Source organism: Comamonas sp. 4034 (genome assembly GCF_050434545.1).
In the GTDB taxonomy this organism is placed as follows: Bacteria; Pseudomonadota; Gammaproteobacteria; order Burkholderiales; family Burkholderiaceae_C; genus Comamonas; species Comamonas odontotermitis.
On sequence record NZ_JBNDIT010000005.1, the window covers coordinates 155,922 to 175,701 of the forward strand.

The 19,780-nt window shown below is 58.3% G+C and carries 19 protein-coding genes; 13 read left to right on the forward strand and 6 right to left on the reverse strand.

What is annotated here, in order from left to right; translation table 11 throughout:
• Positions 1-2 precede the first annotated feature (2 nt).
• Together ABIE32_RS07445 and lptM are read right to left on the reverse strand one after the other, a co-directional pair.
• Complete coding sequence (locus ABIE32_RS07445; RefSeq protein WP_429015026.1) at positions 3-815, reverse strand: MBL fold metallo-hydrolase; 813 nt, start codon at positions 813-815, stop codon at positions 3-5.
• A gap of 155 nt (positions 816-970) precedes the next feature.
• Entirely contained in the window at positions 971-1,183 is a 213-nt protein-coding gene (gene lptM / locus ABIE32_RS07450; protein WP_224150249.1) for an LPS translocon maturation chaperone LptM, read from the reverse strand.
• Positions 1,184-1,195: 12 nt separating this feature from the next.
• On the opposite strand from lptM, the gene cyaY reads away from it, so the two are divergent.
• Entirely contained in the window at positions 1,196-1,525 is a 330-nt protein-coding gene (gene cyaY, locus ABIE32_RS07455; RefSeq protein ID WP_224150248.1) for an iron donor protein CyaY, read from the forward strand.
• 87 nt (positions 1,526-1,612) lie between these two features.
• Here cyaY and ABIE32_RS07460 read toward each other — a convergent pair whose 3' ends face one another.
• Complete coding sequence (locus tag ABIE32_RS07460) at positions 1,613-3,991, reverse strand: penicillin-binding protein 1A (protein ID WP_224150247.1); 2,379 nt, start codon at positions 3,989-3,991, stop codon at positions 1,613-1,615.
• Between the two features lie 272 nt (positions 3,992-4,263).
• On the opposite strand from ABIE32_RS07460, the gene ABIE32_RS07465 reads away from it, so the two are divergent.
• The 11 genes from ABIE32_RS07465 to ABIE32_RS07515 all read left to right on the forward strand — a co-directional run bounded on the left by ABIE32_RS07465 (position 4,264) and on the right by ABIE32_RS07515 (position 15,999).
• Positions 4,264-5,334 carry a pilus assembly protein PilM gene (locus tag ABIE32_RS07465; RefSeq protein ID WP_429015027.1) on the forward strand — a complete coding sequence of 357 codons (1,071 nt, stop codon included), beginning with the start codon at positions 4,264-4,266 and terminating at the stop codon, positions 5,332-5,334.
• Positions 5,331-5,933: a PilN domain-containing protein gene (locus ABIE32_RS07470; RefSeq protein ID WP_429015029.1), complete on the forward strand. Its 603-nt coding sequence runs from the start codon at positions 5,331-5,333 to the stop codon at positions 5,931-5,933. Before ABIE32_RS07465 ends, ABIE32_RS07470 begins: the two co-directional genes overlap by 4 nt.
• A gap of 8 nt (positions 5,934-5,941) precedes the next feature.
• On the forward strand, positions 5,942-6,610 hold the full coding sequence (locus ABIE32_RS07475; protein WP_429015030.1) for a type 4a pilus biogenesis protein PilO: 669 nt from the start codon (positions 5,942-5,944) through the stop codon (positions 6,608-6,610).
• 99 nt (positions 6,611-6,709) lie between these two features.
• Positions 6,710-7,165 carry a pilus assembly protein PilP gene (locus ABIE32_RS07480; protein ID WP_429015031.1) on the forward strand — a complete coding sequence of 152 codons (456 nt, stop codon included), beginning with the start codon at positions 6,710-6,712 and terminating at the stop codon, positions 7,163-7,165.
• 32 nt (positions 7,166-7,197) lie between these two features.
• Positions 7,198-9,279 carry a type IV pilus secretin PilQ gene (gene pilQ, locus ABIE32_RS07485; protein WP_429015141.1) on the forward strand — a complete coding sequence of 694 codons (2,082 nt, stop codon included), beginning with the start codon at positions 7,198-7,200 and terminating at the stop codon, positions 9,277-9,279.
• Positions 9,280-9,295: 16 nt separating this feature from the next.
• Complete coding sequence (locus ABIE32_RS07490) at positions 9,296-10,819, forward strand: putative Ig domain-containing protein (protein WP_429015033.1); 1,524 nt, start codon at positions 9,296-9,298, stop codon at positions 10,817-10,819.
• Positions 10,820-10,915: 96 nt separating this feature from the next.
• Positions 10,916-11,470 carry a shikimate kinase gene (locus ABIE32_RS07495; RefSeq protein ID WP_429015142.1) on the forward strand — a complete coding sequence of 185 codons (555 nt, stop codon included), beginning with the start codon at positions 10,916-10,918 and terminating at the stop codon, positions 11,468-11,470.
• A gap of 295 nt (positions 11,471-11,765) precedes the next feature.
• Positions 11,766-12,863: a 3-dehydroquinate synthase gene (gene aroB / locus ABIE32_RS07500; RefSeq protein ID WP_429015034.1), complete on the forward strand. Its 1,098-nt coding sequence runs from the start codon at positions 11,766-11,768 to the stop codon at positions 12,861-12,863.
• A gap of 93 nt (positions 12,864-12,956) precedes the next feature.
• Complete coding sequence (locus tag ABIE32_RS07505; RefSeq protein ID WP_429015036.1) at positions 12,957-14,156, forward strand: deoxyguanosinetriphosphate triphosphohydrolase; 1,200 nt, start codon at positions 12,957-12,959, stop codon at positions 14,154-14,156.
• Positions 14,157-14,431: 275 nt separating this feature from the next.
• Positions 14,432-15,082, forward strand: coding sequence for a DUF1415 domain-containing protein (locus tag ABIE32_RS07510; RefSeq protein ID WP_224150239.1), 651 nt, complete (start codon positions 14,432-14,434; stop codon positions 15,080-15,082).
• Entirely contained in the window at positions 15,082-15,999 is a 918-nt protein-coding gene (locus ABIE32_RS07515) for a class I SAM-dependent methyltransferase (protein WP_429015037.1), read from the forward strand. Before ABIE32_RS07510 ends, ABIE32_RS07515 begins: the two co-directional genes overlap by 1 nt.
• A gap of 72 nt (positions 16,000-16,071) precedes the next feature.
• Here the strand turns inward: ABIE32_RS07515 and ABIE32_RS07520 are convergent, their stop codons facing one another.
• On the reverse strand, positions 16,072-16,701 hold the full coding sequence (locus ABIE32_RS07520; protein WP_429015038.1) for a LysE family translocator: 630 nt from the start codon (positions 16,699-16,701) through the stop codon (positions 16,072-16,074).
• 96 nt (positions 16,702-16,797) lie between these two features.
• Between ABIE32_RS07520 and ABIE32_RS07525 the strand changes: the two genes are divergently transcribed.
• Entirely contained in the window at positions 16,798-17,724 is a 927-nt protein-coding gene (locus tag ABIE32_RS07525; protein ID WP_429015039.1) for a LysR family transcriptional regulator, read from the forward strand.
• A 175-nt stretch (positions 17,725-17,899) separates the two neighbouring features.
• On the opposite strand, the gene pcaF is transcribed toward ABIE32_RS07525, so the two are convergent.
• Positions 17,900-19,102 carry a 3-oxoadipyl-CoA thiolase gene (gene pcaF / locus ABIE32_RS07530; RefSeq protein WP_429015040.1) on the reverse strand — a complete coding sequence of 401 codons (1,203 nt, stop codon included), beginning with the start codon at positions 19,100-19,102 and terminating at the stop codon, positions 17,900-17,902.
• A gap of 34 nt (positions 19,103-19,136) precedes the next feature.
• Complete coding sequence (locus ABIE32_RS07535; protein WP_429015041.1) at positions 19,137-19,778, reverse strand: 3-oxoacid CoA-transferase subunit B; 642 nt, start codon at positions 19,776-19,778, stop codon at positions 19,137-19,139.
• Positions 19,779-19,780: the final 2 nt, after the last annotated feature.

The window sequence follows — 19,780 nt, forward strand, 5'->3', positions numbered from 1 at the left end:
GCTCAACGCGCCACTGCTACCGGTTGTGGCGAGATCGGTGCGCGGGGCAGGGTATAGCTTTGGTTGTCCATCAGGTCGATACCGCACATGAGGTGATCCAGCCAGTCAAAAAACTGTGCAATCGCCTGTCCCATGATGGGGGCGCCATGTTGCGGCACGATCAGAGAAATCTCCAGCTGGCGCGCCATGGCCACCCACAGGCGCAGCACCTTGTTGGAGACCATGTAGCGGCGGTGAAAGCCTTCCATGCGCGCAATGTACGGTGCGAGATCCGTCACCGGCGTGCGGGCAATGTAGCCGTCAGTCAGCGAGACGCCCAGGTCGCCGGTGAACAGAATGCGGCTGATCGGGTCGTAGAAGTGAAAATTGCCCTCTGCATGCAGAAAGTGTGCGGGCAGGATATGCAGCTGGCTTTGGCCCAGGGGCAGAATGCCGCCGGCATCCTGCACCGGAATGACACGGTTTTCCGTCTTGCCCACCTTGGTGAAGTGCGGAACGAAGCGTTCCCACACGCGGGAGATGACCAGCGACGCCTTGGTGGAGGTGAGCCAGCGGTCCAGCGACGCGATGATGTCCGGATCGGCATGCGAGGCAATCAGGTACGAGAGCTTGTGGGGCGAAAAATAGCGCACCATGCCCATGTACAGTTCGTTGAAGGCCAGATTGCCACCTGGATCGATGATGGCACCGGTGCCATGGTCCACGATCAGGAATTGGTTGGCTTGTACGGCCTGCGCATCTTCCTCCACCAGATCGGTGAACATCAGACAAGCGTGGTGCTCGTCCCGGTACAGTTCCACAGGTGCCAGCGCCATCTCTTTTCCATGCATTCGTTACAACGCGTTGCACTGTAGCGAATGCAGGACGAGCGAGACTTGATGTGAATCAAGTAACGGCCAAGCGGTTGAATTGCCTGCTGGTTGGAAGCTGCGCGCGGCGACGGCACCCATTTTTCAGGCCCAGCGCGCTATTATTTTTGATTGCTGATGTTGGGCTGCAGGGGCTTGAGATCGGGCTCGGGAGTCTCTCCGCGCGGATCGAGGGTTTGGGGCAGGGTGGCGCGGTTGGCTGCCGCAGGCTCCTGGGGCAGGTACAGTGGGCCCTTTTGGCCGCAGGCCGCCAGGACTGCCGCACCGCCGGCAAGGACAATGGCCTTGCATACAATTTGAGAAATACTCCGCATAGAGACATTGTAATGAACGAACTCGAATACCTGGATGCTGCCGAAAAGCTGTTGCTCTCCGTCGAGCAGACGTGCGACCGCATCAATGACGACACCGACGCTGACATCGACGCCCAGCGCGTGGGGGGTATGGTGACGCTGACCTTTTCCAACCGCAGCCAGATCATCATCAACCTGCAGCCGCCCTTGCATGAGGTATGGATGGCGGCCAAATCGGGCGGTTATCACTACAAATGGGATGGCAAGCTGTGGAAGGATACGAAGACCGGCAATGACTTCTATGCCGACCTGACGCGTGATGCGACTGCACAATCTGCCATGAAACTGGTGTTTGGCGCTTGATGAGGTTGCGCCTATAGCTACAAAATCAATAGCGACATAAAACAAGCCCCGCGATGCGGGGCTTGTTTTATGTCGGCATGAGAATCTCTAGTCTCGGAACAGATCGAGGATCTTGTTGCGCTCTTCCGCATTCGGCGCCGGCACGGGCGAAGTCGCACCCGGTATCGGGGTATCCAGGCCCAGGTTCGGGCCGCCGCGCGCATATTCCTCGTAGTACCAGTCGCCACCCTGGTTGACCAGGCCGCTGGGCGGCTGCATCTGGGCCACGGGCACGCCTTTGAGTGCATGCTGCATGTAGTTGATCCAGATGGGCAGGCTCAGGCCGCCGCCGAATTCACGCGCGCCCAGGCTGCGCGGGTTGTCGTAGCCCATCCATACGACCGCTGCCGTGGTGGGCTGGAAGCCTGCAAACCAGGCGTCGACCGAGTCATTGGTGGTGCCGGTCTTGCCGTAGATGTCCGGGCGCTTGAGCTGGGCCTGTGCCTTGGCGGCGGTGCCGTAGCGTGCCACGTCCTGCAGCAGCGAATCCATGACAAAGGCGTTGCGTGCATCGATGGCGCGGGGCAGGTCCTCTACCGCCGGAGGTGTGAACTCAGACAGCACGTTGCCCCGGTGGTCGGTGATCTTGGCAATCAGGTACGGATTGACGCGGTGCCCGCCATTGGCAAATACCGAATAACCTGCCGCCATCTGCATGGGGGTGACAGCGCCCGCGCCCAGAGCCATGGGCAGATAGGGCGGGTGCTTGTCGGCATCAAAGCCAAACTTGGTGACCCATTCCTGCGCCTTCTTGGCGCCCACGGATTGCATGACGCGGATGGTCACCAGGTTCTTGGAGCGGGCCAGGGCCTGGCGCATGGTCATCGGCCCATCGAAACGGCCGTCAGAGTTCTTGGGCTCCCAGGGTTGCTGTCCGCCCGAACCGGGGAAGGTGAGCGGTGCGTCGTTGATCACCGTGGTCGGAGAAAACCCTTTTTCCAGCGCGGCGGAATAGATGAACGGCTTGAAGCTGGAGCCGGGCTGGCGCCAGGCCTGGGTGACATGGTTGAACTTGTTCTTGTCAAAGTCAAAACCTCCCACCAGGGCCTTGATGGCGCCAGAGTTCGGATCCAGCGAAACAAAGGCCCCTTCCACCTCGGGCAGCTGGGTCAGTTCCCAGGTCTTTTTGCTGGTTTCCATGATGCGCACCACGGCGCCAGGGCGCAGCTTGGTGTTGGGTGGCGCCTTGTCGCTCAGCCCGGACTGCACGGGTTTGAGGCCTTCGCCCGTAATCTCGATCGGGTCGCCGTCGGCGCGGGTCACCACCACCTTGCGCGGCGTTGCTTCCAGTACGACGGCCGCCAGAATGTTGCCGTTGTCGGGGTGCTGGGCCAGGGCTTCGTCGATGGCGTCATCACGCTCTTGCTGGGTCTTGGGCAGGTTGATGAACTTCTCGGGCCCCCGGTAGTGCTGGCGCTTTTCGTAGTCCATGATGCCCTTGCGCAGCGCATCATAGGCCACTTCCTGGTCGCTGGCGATCAAGGTGGTGTAGACGTTCAGGCCGCGTGTATAGGCTTCGCTGCCATACTGCGCAAAGATCAGCTGGCGTGCCATTTCGGCTACGTATTCGGCATGCACCTTGTTGTCGGCGTAGCTGGAGCGGATGCGCAGCTTCTCGGCACGGGCTTCGTCGGCCTGCGCCTTGGTAATGAAGCCGTTTTCTTCCATCCGGTCGATGATGTAGAGTTGGCGCACCTTGGCACGCCTGGGGTTGCTGATCGGGTTGTAGGCCGATGGCGCCTTGGGCAGGCCGGCCAGCATGGCCGCTTCGGCCACGGTCACGTCCTTGAGCGGCTTGCCGAAATACGTCTCTGATGCTGCCGAGAAACCATAGGCGCGGTTGCCCAGGTAGATCTGGTTCATGTAGATTTCCAGAATCTGGTTCTTGGAGAGCGTGTGCTCCAGCTTCAGGGTCAGCAGGATTTCATAGATCTTGCGGGTATAGGTCTTTTCTGAAGACAGATACACATTGCGCGCCACCTGCATGGTGATGGTGGACGCACCCTGGGCCTTTTCCCTTCCGAGATTGGCCAGCAGGGCCCGGGCCATGCCCTTGTAGTCGACGCCGTTGTGCTCAAAGAAGCGCGTGTCTTCAATGGCAAGAACGGCATCCACCATGATCTTCGGAATTTCCTTGATGGGTGTCAAATTTCGACGTTCTTCACCGAATTCGCCCAGCAACGCTCCTTCTGACGAGTAGACTCGCATGGGGAGTTTGGGGCGGTAGTCGGCCAGTTCCGAAACATCGGGCAGATTGGGGTAGGCCATGGCCAGGCCGACAGCAACGACAGCGACCGCAGCGATTGCCAGAGCAATGAACAATGCAATCAGGCCGCCAAAGAACTTGAGCACCTTGCTGCCCAGGCTGCTGGGCCTGGGTTGGGGCTTTTCAGGGGTTCGGCGCGAGAGGGGGGCGTCTGGATTCATTGGGTCAGACAGTCAAGATAGGCATGCATAAGCGGGAAATCCTATCACGCGGGGCATAGCCGCGCTTGCACAGGCAGGTGTGATTTAGGCTGGGCCAAATGTCATCTAAATTTCAATGTATACCTTGTATCGTATTGTTTTGACAACGAATTGAAATGCAGATCACGCCGTTCTTTGCTGCGCGACTATCTTGCTGATAGCATCCATAGAGGGTGTTAAGTTTTGTAGCTCAACATAGAGCAAAAATAAGGGAGGAGTCCATCTTGGTCTCAATGGGATCTATGTTCCGACGCCAGCCGCCAAGCCTGTTAGGCATTGACGTGAGCGCGTCGAGCATCAAGTTGGTTGAACTAGGGAGGAGTGGCGGCGGTCAATATGTGGTTGAACGCTGTGCACAAGAGCTACTGGAGCCTGGCTGGGTCACCGAGTCAGGCATTGAGCGTTTTGATGAGGTCGCTGATTCGTTGCGCCGCCTCGTCAAAAAAAGCGGTACACGCACCAAACAGGCTGCGCTGGCGCTTCCCCTTTCTGCAGTCATCCAGAAGAAAATTGTGCTCCCCGCCGGCCTGTCCGAGCTGGAAATGGAGTTTCAAGTTGAATCAGAAGCTAACCAATACATACCTTTTTCCCTGGATGAGGTGAATCTGGACTTCTGTGTGATCGGGCCATCCGCCAACTCCGTGGGAGACGTGGACGTGCTGATTGCCGCTGCCCGCAAGGAAACGGTGCAGGACCGTCAGGGCCTGGCGGAAGCGGCAGGGCTCAAACCCGCCGTGCTGGAGATTGAATCGAACGCCACGGCGCTGGCAGCACGCCGTCTGATCAGCAATATGCCCAGCAAGGGCAAGGATGCCTTCATCGCCATCTTTGAAATTGGCGGCAATGCCTCTTTTCTACAGATCATCCACAACAGCAATGTGATCTATGAGCGCGATCAGTCGTTCAACGGCGGCCAACTCACGCAGATGATCATGCGGCAGTATGGCTTCTCGCAAGAGGAGGCCGAGCAGAAAAAGCGCAACAACGACCTGCCTGCCGATTACAAGACTGTGGTGCTGCGTCCGTTTGTGGAGAGCGTGGGGCAGGAAATCAACCGCGCGCTGCAGTTCTTCTTCACCAGCACGCCGCACAACAGAATCGACCACATTCTGCTGGCGGGCGGCTCTGCGGTTCTCAGCGGCCTGACCGATGCAGTGATTGACGCGACAGGCTTTGCGACGTCCGTGGCCAACCCGTTTGAAGAAATGGTGATGGATGCGGCGGTTCGCTCGCGCAGCAAAACCAAGGATTTCTCCACCTATCTGACGGCCTGCGGTCTGGCTCTGCGGAGGTATGCAGCGTGATTTTGATCAATCTGCTTCCCCACCGGGAGCTTGCACGAAAAAAGCGCAAAGAGAGCTTTCAGGTCTCCATGCTGGCTGCTGCGCTGTTTGGCGCGGCCATCTGTGGTGCCATCTATCTGCTCTACCAATACAGCCTTGACCAGCAGGAGCAGCGCAATGCGCTCCTGACTTCCGAGATCAAAGCTTTGGATGCAAAGATCGCCGATGTAGCCAAGATTGACGCCGAAATCGCAGCGCTGAAGGCGCGGCAGAAGGCGGTGGAAGACCTGCAATCGGATCGCAATCTCCCTGTGCATTTGCTCAATGAACTGGTGCTGCAATTGCCCGATGGCGTCTATGTCGAAAGCCTGAAGCAACAGGAGCAAACCGTACAGATTCAAGGGATTGCGCAGTCCAATGAGCGGGTGTCGGAATTGCTCAACAGCCTCGCCACCAAAACCCCCTGGCTCTCCAAGCCCGAGTTGGTGGAGGTCGTGGGCACCACGACACAGGTCAATGCCAAAGAGAAGAAACGGGTATCTGGCTTTAACCTTCGCTTCCGGCTGGTCCGCTCCAGTGAAATGGAACAGGCGAATGCCTCGCCTGATCAAAAGAAATAGGGACTGCCATGGCAACCAAAAAGAATATGCAGTTGGGAGAGGGATTCAATAATCTGCAGCGGCAGTTCCAGAATCTGGATCCCAAGGATCCTTCGCTGTGGCCCGCAGCCCCGCGCTGGATGCTGCTGATCGTGATCGCCGCTCTGGTCGTGGGTCTGGGCTGGTATCTGTATCTGAGCAACTTCGATGAGGAACTGACAACCTCTCAAGGCAAGGAATTGCAGCTCAAGGACGACTACAAATCGCGTTTGCGCAAGGCGGTCAATCTGGATGCACTGCGCAAGCAGCGCGAGCAGGTATTGCAATATGTGACGCAGCTCGAAAAGCAGTTGCCCAGCAAGGCTGAAATGGCCGCTCTCCTGTCCGATATCAATCAGGCGGGTATTGGTCGCAGCCTGCAGTTTGATCTGTTCAAGCCCGGGCAAACGGTGGTGAAGGATTACTATGCAGAGTTGCCAATTTCAATCAAGGTGAATGGCAAATACCACGATATCGGTTTTTTTGCTGCCGATATTGCGAACCTCTCGCGCATCGTGACGCTGAACAATATTGGACTGGCACCTGCAAACAAGGACTCTGACATGCTGGTGCTCGATGCTACTGCCCGTACTTTCCGCTATCTGGATCCGCAAGAGCTCAAGGAGCAGCAGGATGCCAAGACCAAGGCCAAGAAATAAGGGGGCGGAATGAATCGTTTTACTCAGCTTCTCTTGGGCGTTGCCACTGCGTCTTTACTCGTTGCGTGCGATGATGAAAGCGACAATCTCCACACATGGATGCAGCAGGAACAAGCGGCAACCAGACCGTCTGTAAAGCCCATCGCTCCTCCCAAGGAGTTTGTGCCACAGGCATATGTGGCGGCGACCACCTTGGATCCTTTCAGCAAGGAGCGACTGGCTGCCGTCCTGCGCGGTAGCGGCAGTGCGCCGCCTACGATCTCCGATGCGCTGGTTGCACCAGAGCGAGCCCGTCGCAAGGAGCAATTGGAGTCATTTCCGCTGGATGGCATCTCCATGGTGGGTTTTCTCAAAAAAGGCAGTGCAGATGTAGGCCTGGTCAAGGTGGATGGCCTGATCTATCAGGTCAACAAGGGCATGTACATGGGGCAGAACTACGGCAAGATCAAAAACGTCAATGAGAACTCCATCACCATACGTGAAATCGTCCAGGACGGCGTTGGTGAATGGGTAGAGAGAGATGCAGTCCTCGAACTGCAGGAGGCCAAAAAATGAAAAAATTCACTCTTCTGCTGCCGCTGGCAGCGATGCTGCTGTTGCCTGCCTCGGTGCTGGCACAAGGCAAGATCAACAGCGTCTCCACCGTTGTGCGTGATGGCGTGGAACTCGTCAAGATTGAGACGGACGGCGCGCCTCTCGCACTGCCCGAGACCTTCAGCATCCAATCTCCTGCGCGCGTCGTGCTGGATCTGCCCGGCTTCAAGAGCGCTTTGCCCAGCAACCGCATCGAACTCAACCAGGGAAATCTGCGCTCATTGAACGTGGTGGAAACCGATACCAAGGCGCGACTGGTACTGAATCTGAAAGAAAGTACCACCTACAAGACAGAAGTCAGTGGGAAAGATCTGTTGGTTGCCATCGAGCCAGCCGCCAAGAAAGTGACGGCCACTCAGCAGGATCAGCAATTTTCTGCTGACGGCAACGCGTTCTCGCAGCCTCTGTCTGATGTTGATTTCCGTCGCGGAACCGATGGTGCCGGACGCTTGGTCATCGCTCTGCCCAACAACCGGGTTGGGGTGAACATTGCCAAGATGGCGGATGGATTGACCTTGGAGTTGCAGCACACGACGCTGCCCGAGGGTTTGCGGCGAAAGCTGGATGTATCCGATTTCGGCACGCCTGTCCGGATGATATCTTCTCGCCAAGCCGGTAATGCCACCTATGTCGACTTGAAGAACACGGGCGAATGGGAGCATAGCGCCTACCAAAGCGACAACCAGTTTGTCGTTGAAATTCGTCAACGCAAGTCTGATCCCAACAAGCTGGGATCTGGTGGAACATTCACCGGAGAAAAGCTGTCGCTGAGTTTCCAGAATATTGAAGTGCGCTCTCTGCTGCAGGTGATTGCAGATTTCACCAACTTCAATATCGTCACATCAGATACTGTCAATGGATCGTTGACATTGCGATTGAAGGATGTGCCCTGGGACCAGGCCCTCCAGATTATTCTGGATGCCAAGGGTCTGGGAATGCGCAAGTCCGGAACCGTGCTTTGGATTGCTCCCAAGGACGAGATTGATGAGCGTATTCAAAAGGACTTTGATGCAGTCGCAAAGTTGGAAGAAAAAACGCCTTTGCAGACGCAGTCATTTCAGCTGAATTATGCAAAAGCTACTGATTTGCTGAAACAAATTACCACTAATACAGGAAATGGTGGAGCTTCGGGGAATCAAAGCAGGTTCCTCACTGTGCGAGGCTCAGCCATTGCGGAACCGCGGACCAACCAGCTTTTCATCACCGATGTTCCTGCTAAACTAGAAGAGTTTCGGCGTTTGCTTGTGACACTGGATGTACCGGTTCGTCAAGTCTTGATTGAAGCTCGAATTGTGGAGGCTCGCGACACCTTTGGGCGGTCGTTGGGCGTTCGTCTTGGCGGCGGTGATATGCGGGCTGCCAGAGGCGGTGATGGTGGCTACTCATTGGGTGGTGGTAATCGTGTAGGTTTTGGTACCAGCTACGACAATGCAGTAGGCACGACGGGCATGGGTGGCACGAATAATACGGGTGGTAATTTTATTAACCTGCCTGCGGCAGCGCTTTCTACAGGTGCGGCAAATGGTTCTTTTGCCCTTTCTATTTTTAATTCTGCAGCGAATCGATTTTTGTCGCTCGAACTGTCTGCAATGGAGGCTGATGGGAAGGGGAAAATTGTTTCCAGCCCACGGCTGATTACTGCAGACCAGACAAAGGCTTTGATTGAACAAGGTACGGAAATACCGTACCAGAATTCTGCGCAGAATGGTGCTACGACGGTTGAATTCAAGAAAGCGGTCTTAAAGTTGGAGGTGGTTCCGCAAATTACGCCAGAAGGTAATATTATTCTGGATCTGGATGTTTCCAAAGATTCCAAAGGTGCAGATACCACTGCCGGCCCTGCCATTGATACCAAGCATATCAAGACCCAGGTTTTGGTGGAGAATGGCGGTACTGTAGTAATCGGTGGTATTTTTGAATTGCAGGAAACGCAAACTACCAATAAAATACCGTTGCTGGGTGATGTTCCTGTAATTGGTAATTTATTTAAAAATAATGTCCGTGAATCGGAAAAGCGTGAGATGTTGGTATTTATTACGCCGAAAATGATTTCGGATCGTGGTGAAATGCGTTGATTAATCGGGGAGATGTATGAAAAAGTTATTTAAGCCATTTATTTTGCTTGCGCCATTGGTATTGGCTGCATGCGGTGGCGGTGGTGGTAGTGGCGGCGACACGCAACTGCAATATTCGATTAAATTAAATGCCTCGAAGACTTCAGTTCCGGTTAACCTGAACTCGGCTCTTCCTGGTTTTGTAGGGGATTACTATCCCTATATGTCGACGCTTTATGTGCAGGCGAACGAGGGTGGCAGCCCTATTCCTGATAAGGCAGATAATGCTTTTGGGTGCAATGTTACTTCTGGGCTGGATTCTGGCTCGCTGTACTATCTCGACGGCAAAGATGAGCACACGGTTGAGGTGGATGATGGCAAGGGCGGTAAAATGAAGGTGCCCGGTTCATACCGCTCTATTACACTTGGCTCCAATTCCGGTGGTGCATCTTTTCACGTGATATCCAAGGATATTGCAGGCGATGTGGTGGTTGTCTGTTCTGTAACAGATCCTCGGGACAATAAGGTGTATGCGAGTTCTGTGACGGTAAAGGTTGGTGGTGGAAGCACTGCGACTCCCGCTGGCGTGACTTTCGCTGCAAAAACCAATTATCTGGGAGCGCGCAACAACGTCAATAATATTCCTAATCAAGTGGCGGTAGAGGTGACGGTTCGCAATGACGCTAACCAGCCAATCACCAACGCTGGCAAGCCTAATCTGCAAGTTGCCATCATTCCAAACGGCACGTCTTCTGGCGCGCGTTTGATGGCTAATGGCCAGAACAGTGGCGGCTCCATGCAAGTCAGCACGGCCAATGGTATTGGCCAGTTCTCGGTGGCGAGTGGTCCTGCTACGGGCGCCTTGCTTCTGCAACTGACTGTTGACCGCTTTGACAATGACGTGTCTAACGGTATTCAGGACGCCATTACCCAGTACGCTGTGATTCAAGTCATTGATGATATTGCGACCTCTGCCTTGGCTGTTGACGCAACGCAATTGACCATGAATGCCATAAGCGGTGAGGCATTTGCTCAAGCCGTGGTTGCGACAGGAGGAGTTGCACCATATACGTGGTCTGCTACGTCTACTTTGCCTCCCGGATTGACATTGAGCCCTTCGGGCCTGATTTCTGGCACGCCCAAGGTGAGCAAGGCGGCGGATTACAACGCTGTTGTGACGGTGAAGGATGCGAATGGTGTTACAGCAACCGGTACTTTGGTCATCAAGGTAACGGTGCCTGATGCTCCTGTGGCGTTTAGCATCAATGGCTGCAGCTCTTCTGCAGCAAAATGTCCTCTGCCTACTCAAGAGGTCGGATCGTCATATCTGTATGCGTTCTCTGCAACCGGCGACAATGTGACTTGGTCGTTGATAGGTGGGCCAAGCTGGTTGACTGTGAGCCCCACTGGCGTTATTTCGTCGGGCAGGCTGCTGACCTGCACTGAAGTCGGCGAATACAACTTCCAGGTAATTGCGAAGAATGCGACCAGTTCGGTGACACGCGAAGTGAGGGTGACCATCACTGACTCGACAGAGTCTTGCAAAGCCGAAGAAAAGTAATCGACCTATTTAGTTCCAAGACCTCCGGTGCACCCGGAGGTTTTTTTATGCCTGTTTGGGCTCGTTTATGATGTGTTATTGGTGTTGCGAGGCAGGATGATGGTGCTTTCCGTGTGTTTTATTGGATTGCCGGGATCTGGAAAATCCACAATTGGCCGTCAGCTCGCCCGCAATTGGGGCGTGGAGTTCGTGGATTCAGATCTTGTGTTGGAGCGTCGCCTGGGCTGCGCCATCAAGGATTTTTTTGCAGCCCATGGCGAGCAGGCTTTCAGGGATGCGGAAGCGGAAGTTCTTGCCGATCTTGCGCGTGGGCAGCCAGCCTGTGTGCTGTCAACGGGGGGCGGAGCGGTGCTGCGAGCTGAGAACCGCGCCGTGTTGCATGCAAATACTACGGTTTTCTACTTGCAATCCAGCCCTGAAGACATCGCCCGCCGCTTGCGAAATGACACCAGCAGGCCGTTGCTGCAGGGCGAAGATCCGCTCAAGCGCTTGCGAGATTTGTTGGCGGTGCGCGCGCCTTTGTATGAGGAGACAGCGCATTTCGTCATTGACACCGTGCGCTGCTCGACCGCGCAGGTGGTGCGCAAAGTGACAATGCAGGCCGAGCTCGCGGGCGTGGTTCCCATGGCAGGGGCGGCAACGAAGCCGTAGTGGCAAGGGATTGACACCATGGGGTGGCGCCCTACGCGAAGAGCGCTAACATGGGTATACATGTCATTGCCGTATTCTGCCTGGGGTCTGCATTGGTAGAGAGGTTCTCTGGCTTCAACATAAATCTGCGATTTGCTGAGGCATGTTGTCGGCACGGAGTGCGGATTGACGTCACACAGACTGACGTGCTGCAGAGCCCAGGCAAGGCAGGCCGATATCCATCAAGTCCAGGCTGTTAAAAGGACTGGAGCCGGATAAGATAATCACCAGTTACCCATCATTAGCTTCATCAACCGTGACCGAAACTGTCCATATCGATCTGGGTGATCGTTCCTATCCCATCGTGATTGCTGGTGGCGCCATGTCGTTGGCAGACACGTTTGCGGCTTGTCCCAAGGCGGCACAGGCGCTGATTGTCAGCAATGAAACTGTGGCACCGTTGTATGCCGAGCGGCTGCAGCGCGCGCTTTCGGGCCGCTATCCGCAGGTGCAGATGCTGCAGCTGCCCGATGGTGAAGCGCACAAGAACTGGCACACCCTGCAAACCATTTTCGATGCCTTGCTGCAAAGCGGTGCCGATCGCAAGACGGTCCTGTTTGCACTCGGTGGTGGCGTGGTGGGGGACATGACGGGCTTCGCTGCCGCGAGCTTCATGCGCGGAGTGCCTTTTGTGCAGGTTCCAACCACGTTGCTGTCCCAGGTGGATTCATCGGTGGGAGGCAAGACCGGCATCAATCATCCGCTGGGCAAGAACATGATTGGTGCGTTCTACCAGCCCCAACTGGTGGTGTGCGATCTCGATTCGCTCGACACCTTGCCTGCGCGCGAGTTGAGCGCCGGGCTGGCAGAAGTGATCAAGTATGGGCCAATCGCCGATATGGCCTTCATGGATTGGCTGGAAGCGAATATGGATGCGCTGATGGCACGCGACAAGCAAGCCCTGGCCCATGCCGTGCGCCGCAGTTGCGAGATCAAGGCCGACGTCGTCTCCAAGGACGAGAAGGAAGCCGATCTGCGCGCCATTTTGAACTTTGGCCATACGTTTGGCCATGCCATCGAAGCGGGCATGGGCTATGGCGTGTGGCTGCATGGCGAAGGCGTGGGGGCCGGCATGGTGATGGCCGCTGAGCTGTCGCAGCGCCTTGGCCTGGTGGATTCCGCTTTTGTGCAGCGCCTGCGGGTCTTGATCGAGAGGGCAGGGCTGCCGGTACGGGGTGCTATTCTGGATACGCAGGACAACGCCGGGCGCTACCTGCAGTTGATGCGTCTCGACAAGAAATCGCAGGCGGGCGCCATCCGCTTTGTGTTGATTGATGGCCCGGGCAAAGCCGTGGTGCGTGAGGCGCCTGATGCGTTGGTGCGCGAAGTCATCGATACCTGCTGCGCGGCATGACGGCGTCTTTCTGCAAAACAGCTGCCAGCGGTGATGCGGTATGCGGTTTTCTCTCGCGATTGGTCGCATCCCGAGGTTGATGGAAAGGGTAGCATGCAGGCCGTAGATTTATCTCCTGTATGGACCGAGGCCGGGCTTGCGCCGTATGCCTGCTATTCGCACCTCAGCAAGGGCCGTATCCATGCGCAGGATGCCGCGCCCACGCGCAGCGAGTTTCAGCGCGACCGCGACCGCATCGTGCATTCCTCTGCGTTTCGCCGCCTGGTCTACAAGACCCAGGTGTTCCTGAACCACGAAGGCGACCTGTTTCGGACAAGGCTGACCCATTCGATCGAGGTGGCTCAGCTGGGCCGTTCCATTGCGCGCGCACTGCGCATCAACGAAGACCTGACCGAAGCCATTTGCCTGGCACACGACTTGGGGCACACGCCATTTGGCCACGCTGGGCAGGATGCACTCAACGCTTGCATGGCAGGCTTTGGCGGTTTTGAGCACAACCTGCAGAGCCTGCGCGTGGTGGACGATCTGGAAGAGCGCTACCCCGGCTACAGCGGCCTCAATCTGTGTTTTGAAACGCGCGAGGGCATCTTGAAGCACTGCTCTGCCGCCAACGCCCGCAAGCTGGAGGCGCGGGAGCCCGGTGGCATAGGCCACCGCTTTCTGGTGGGCGGGCAGCCCGCGCTGGAGGCGCAACTGGCCAACCTCGCCGACGAGATCACCTACAACGCACATGATGTGGATGATGGCGTGCGATCAGGGCTCATTACCGTTGAGCAACTGATGGAGATTCCGCTGTTTGCACGCTATGCGGACGAAGCGGTGCACGAACATCCGCAACTGCAGGAGATCAACTGGCAGCGCCGCTGGCTGTACGAGGCCATTCGCCGCATGCTCAGCGAGCAGGTGTACGACGTGATCCGCAACACGGGGGCCGCTTTGCAGGCTGCGCAGCCCGCAAGCGCCGATGCGGTGCGGTCGCTGCCGCCACTCGTTGGCTTCAGCGATGCCATGCGCGCGGAATCTGCAGCGCTCAAGCGCTTTCTGTTTCAAAACCTCTACCGCCATCCCCAGGTGGTGGATACCACCAGCCGCGCCAAGATCGTGGTGCGCGAGCTGTTTGATATTTACCTGGCCCGGCCCCAGGAGATGAAGCCGCGCTATGCCGCGCGGGCCCAGGGCCTGGAGCAGGCTCACTGCGCGCGCGTGGTAGCCGATTTCATCGCTGGCATGACAGACCGCTATGCCCTGCGTGAGCATGAGCGCTTGACCGGCAAGCAGCTATTGACGGAATAGCGGTTTTGACGGCGTAGGCATGCGCTTGCAACGGGCGAATAGCCGCCCACCGTGCAGGCTCGGAGCCTGTTGAGCGCCGCTGCGCAAGCGAGCGATTGCTCTACTGCCATGGGCGAGAAAAGCGCAATCGCTACAATGTGCCCAATTCCGCCTTGCCCTGCAGCCCTGGGAGCGTAGACACGCTCCTGTAAGCCCTGCAGGCTGCCGACGCCGCTGTGCACCGCCTGTCTGCGCCGTCTGCGAATACCTACACAATACCCACCAGAAAGCCCGCCATGACCGATGACCACGCGACGCCTGCGCAAGGCACATCCATGCACGAAGTCGTGATTGCCGACACCGTGAACTGGCTGGAGAAGGCGGTGATCGGCCTCAACCTGTGCCCGTTTGCCAAGGGCGTGCATGTCAAAGGGCAGATCCATTACACCGTCAGCGACGCCGACGACGTGGAGGGCGTGGCCCAGGCACTGCACCGCGAACTGGAGGCCCTGGCCGAGGCCAACCCCGAAAAGCGCGACACCACCTTGCTGATCCTGCCGTATGCGTTGCATGATTTTCTGGATTTCAACGAATTCCTGGAGCTGGCAGACGACATGATCGACGAGCTGGATCTGGGCGGCATTCTGCAGGTAGCGTCATTCCATCCGCTCTACCAGTTCGAGGGGACGGACGTGGACGATGTGACCAACTGCACCAACCGCTCGCCGTACCCCACCTTGCATCTGCTGCGCGAAGACAGCATCGACAAGGCCGTCGAAGTGTTTCCCGAGGCAGAGTCGATCTACGAAAAGAACATGGACACGCTCGATCAACTGGGCCTCGAGGGCTGGCTGGATCTGGGTGTGGGTGCGCGTTGCCCCTTTCCTCACAAGGAATCGCAAAAAAATGCCGCAGCAGGCAATGCCGACGATCAGAAAGCCGATTGATGACAAAGACCAAGCCCCAGCGTGACGTGAACACCGCTGGCAAAAAGCAGCCTGTGGTGCAGGACATTGCCGAGCAACTGGGTCTCAAGCCCGGGCAGTCGATCGAACTGCTCAAGGCGCTGCACATCCTCACGCGCGACGGCAAGATGAACCAGGATTCGCGCCGCAAGCTCAAGCAGGTCTACCACCTCTACCAATTCATCGAGCCCCTGCTGGCCGAGCTGTCGCAGAACGAGCACGCCGTGAGCCTGGCCGACCACGGCGCGGGCAAGTCCTACCTGGGCTTCATCCTGTACGACCTGTTTTTCAAGCAACTGGGTCGCGGTCGCATTTACGGCATTGAAACGCGCGCCCCCCTGGTCGATGCGTCGCAACAGCTGGCCGCAGACCTGGGATTTGAGCGCATGGCGTTTTTGAACATGTCGGTGGCCGATTCCACCCGTGCCGACACCATGCCTGAGCGCTTTGACATCGTGACCGCCCTGCATGCCTGCGATACCGCCACTGACGATGCCATTGCCTTCGGCCTGGAGAAAAAGGCCCGGGCCATGGTGCTGGTGCCCTGCTGCCAGGCCGAGGTGGCAGCCTGCCTGCGCCAGAACAAGGCGTTGCAGCTGTCGCGCACGCCGCTGGCCGAACTGTGGCGCCACCCCATTCACACGCGCGAGATAGGCAGCCAAATCACCAATGTGCTGCGCTGCCTGTACCTGGAAAGCCAGGGCTACCAGGTGACGGTGACCGAGCTGGTGGGCTGGGAGCACAGCATGAAGAACGAGTTGATTCTGGCGCGCTACACCGGCCAGAAAAAGCGCAGCGCGGCCGAGCGGCTGCAGCAGTTGCTTGCCGAGTTTGGCCTCGATACCTTGCTGCAGCACCGCTACCCTTCGCCAGCTGCTGCAGATATCCAGCAAGCATAGCCTTATTTGCTATCAAAACAAGAGCTTTCTGCGCATGTCGCCATTGCGCAGAAAGCTCTTTTTACTGATGTATCAGCGCGCCAAGGCCAGTGCGATGCCCATCGCCATCAAGACCGCGCCAATGCCCCGGTTGAGCCATTGCGCCTTCTGCAGCACGCGATTGCGGATCGCCGGTGTGGCCAGCACACAGGCCACCGCCGTGAACCACGCGCCATGCGCGACAGAGATGAACAGGCCGTAGCTCACCAGCACCCATGACGGCGAGCCCGGTTGAACCACCTGCGAGAAGACGCTCACCACAAACAAGGTGGTCTTGGGGTTCAGCGCGTTGGTGAAAAAGCCGGTGCGCACTGCCGCCCAGGGCCCCATGGTACTGGTCTGCGCCGGGCTGTGGTTGCCTTCAGGCCCATCCACCACTGCGGGCAGAGCAGGGCTGTGCAAAGTCTGCCAGCCCACCCAAACCAGGTAGGCTGCGCCGACCAGCTTGAAGGCCGTAAACCACGCGGGCGAATGCTGCAGCAGCCAAGCCACGCCCAGCATGCTGTAGCACACATGCACCTGCACCCCCAGGGCAATGCCCCAGGCCACCAGCATGCCGATGCGCTTGCCATACAGCAGGCTGCAGCGCGTCACCATCGCAAAATCGGGCCCGGGGCTGATGACTGCCAAAATAGTGATGCTGATCACTGCGAGCCATTCCATATGCATTCCTTCAATTCAATGATGAGGCGCATTGTGAAAGAGGTACAAAAGAAAGAATATCGATTTATTCTCTGCAAGAAAGATGAGAAAAACTCAATGAATTCGGAGCGCCTTCCACCGTTGAAAAGCCTGCAGGCCTTTGAGGCAGTGGCGCGCATGGGGTCTGTGGTGCGGGCGGCAGACGCCTTGCACGTGACGCAAGGTGCCGTCAGCAAGCAGTTGCGGCAATTGGAAGAGGCGCTGGGCGTGGCCTTGTTCGAGCGGCGCAACCGGGGCGTACACCTCACCGCTGCTGGCCAGCAACTGCACCAAGCCTGCACGCAGGCGCTGCAGACCCTGGCACAGGCTGTGGATGCCGTGCGCGCGCCTGTAGCCACGCGTCCGCTGGTGCTGTCGTGCGAGCCAACCTTGGCCATGCACTGGCTCATTCCCCGTCTGCCGCAATTGCAGGCGGCGTGCGCTGGCGTGCAATTGCACCTGGTGGCGGGCGGTGGTGCGGTGGATTTTGGGCGGGATGGCATAGACCTCGCCCTGCGCCGCAACGATTTTGCGCTGCAACCGCATTGGCAGGTGCATGCCGTTGCGCCGGAATACATGGGGCCGGTGGCCCAGCCAGCGCTTGCACAACATTGGTTATTGCCTGATTCGGCGGGTGCAAAGCCTTCTGCCGCACGCGTGGCCCTCCATTCCGCCACGCGCCCGCAGGCATGGGCCAACTGGTGGGCTGGCAGCCCGGCGGGCAACCGCCCGGCAGACTTGCCGCAACGCATGGTGCTGGAGCATTTCTATCTGTGCCTGCAGGCCGCCATCAGCGGTTTGGGTGTGGCCTTGGCGTCGGTGTACATGGCCGATGCCGCCGTGCAGGCAGGCAGCCTGGTGGCCCCGCTGGGCTGGCGCGCAGATGGCTCCGGCTATGTGCTGATCCATGCGCGCGGGCTGGAAGATGCGCGTACCGCGCAGGTACATGCCTGGCTGCAGCAGGCGATGGCGCAGACACTGGCGCAGAACGGGCTTGCGCCGTAAACGAAATGGGGGGCACTGCCACGTGCCATCCCAAGCATGCAGATTGCTATTTATTTAATAGCCTTTGGCGCCTGATGGTAGTGCGCTGGAACTTCTTTTTGTTGAATTATCTCAATGAAAAAACGGCCTTTCGGCCGTCATCAGGGAGGTGCTGGTGTGCGCCGGGGAAAGGTTTTCAGACCTTTTCCAGAATCACCGCAATACCCTGGCCCACGCCAATGCACATGGTGCACAGCGCGTAGCGGCCGCCCAGCGTGTGCAGCTGGTTGACTGCCGTGGTCGCCAGGCGCGCGCCCGATGCGCCCAGCGGGTGGCCCAGGGCAATCGCGCCGCCCCACTGGTTGACGCGCTTGTCGTCATCGGCCAGGCCCAGATCGCGCAGCACGGCCAGGCCTTGCGCGGCAAAGGCTTCGTTCAGTTCGATCACGTCCATCTGGTCCAGGGTCAGTCCCGTGAGCTGCAGCACCTTGCGCACTGCAGGTGCCGGGCCAAAACCCATGATGCGCGGCGCCACGCCGGCAGTGGCCATGCCCACCACGCGCGCCTTGGGGGTCAGTCCGTATTGTTTGGCGGCTTCGGCGTTGGCCAGCAGCAGGGCGCAGGCGCCGTCGTTCACACCCGATGCATTGCCCGCTGTTACCGTGCCGCCCTCGCGCACCACGCCTTTGAGCTTGGCGAGCGCTTCGATTGTGGTGGCGCGGGGGTGCTCGTCCTGGCTCACAACGATGGGGTCGCCCTTCTTCTGCGGGAGGACGACGTTCACGATTTCCTGGGCCAGGTAGCCTGCGGCAATGGCGGCGGCGGCTTTTTGCTGCGATGCAAGCGCCATGCGGTCTTGCGCTTCGCGTTCGATCTTGAAGTCATCCGCGACGTTCTCTGCCGTCTCGGGCATGGAGTCCACGCCGTACTGCGCCTTCATCTGCTTGTTGATGAAGCGCCAGCCGATGGTGGTGTCATACACCGCATTGCTGCGGCTGAAGGCCGATTCCGCCTTGGGCATCACAAACGGTGCGCGGCTCATCGATTCGACACCGCCTGCAATCATCAGGCGCGCTTCGCCCGCCTTGATGGCGCGGGCAGCGGTGCCGATGGCATCCAGCCCGGAGCCGCAGAGGCGGTTGATGGTGGCGCCGGGCACATCCACAGGCAGGCCGGCCAGCAGGCTCGACATGTGTGCCACGTTGCGGTTGTCTTCACCGGCCTGGTTGGCACAGCCGTAGATCACGTCGGTCACTGCCTTCCAGTCCACGCCGGGATTGCGCTCCATCAGCGCCTTGATGGGCACTGCGCCCAGGTCATCGGTGCGCACGCCGGAAAGCGCGCCGCCGTAGCGGCCAAAAGGGGTGCGGATGGCATCGCAGATGAATGCGTCGGTCATGGTGGTCTCCTAAATGTGTGTCGATGAAAAGGGGTTAGAGCAGGCGCAGGCCGATCATTTCTTCCAGTGCGGGCTTGTCCAGCCTGGGCACGGTGTCGATGAGCTTGAGGCCCTGGGGCGTGACTTCGATCGTTGCCACATCGGTGTAGATGCGCTTGACGCAGCCGATGCCGGTGAGCGGGTAGCTGCATTGCTTGACGATCTTGCTCTCGCCCTTCTTGGTCAGCAGATCCATCATCACCCAGGTCTGCTTGGCACCGATGGCCAGATCCATCGCGCCGCCCACGGCAGGAATGGCGCCGGGCTCGCCGGTGCTCCAGTTGGCCAGGTCGCCGTTTTCAGCCACCTGAAAGGCTCCCAGTACGCAAATGTCGAGGTGGCCGCCGCGCATCATCGCAAAGCTGTCGGCATGGTGAAAGTAGCAGCCGCCCGCCAGCAGCGTCACGGGCTGCTTGCCGGCATTGGTCAGGTCGTAGTCTTCCTCGCCAGCCGCTGGGGCCGGCCCCATGCCGAGGATGCCGTTTTCCGACTGCAGAATCACTTCGCGGTCTTTGGGAATGTGGTTGGCAACCGCGGTCGGCTGCCCGATGCCGAGGTTGACGTAGGCGCCGTCATGGATGTCCTGCGCCACACGTGCGGCCAGCTCATCCTTGGTGCGTTTTTGGTAGCTGCTCATGG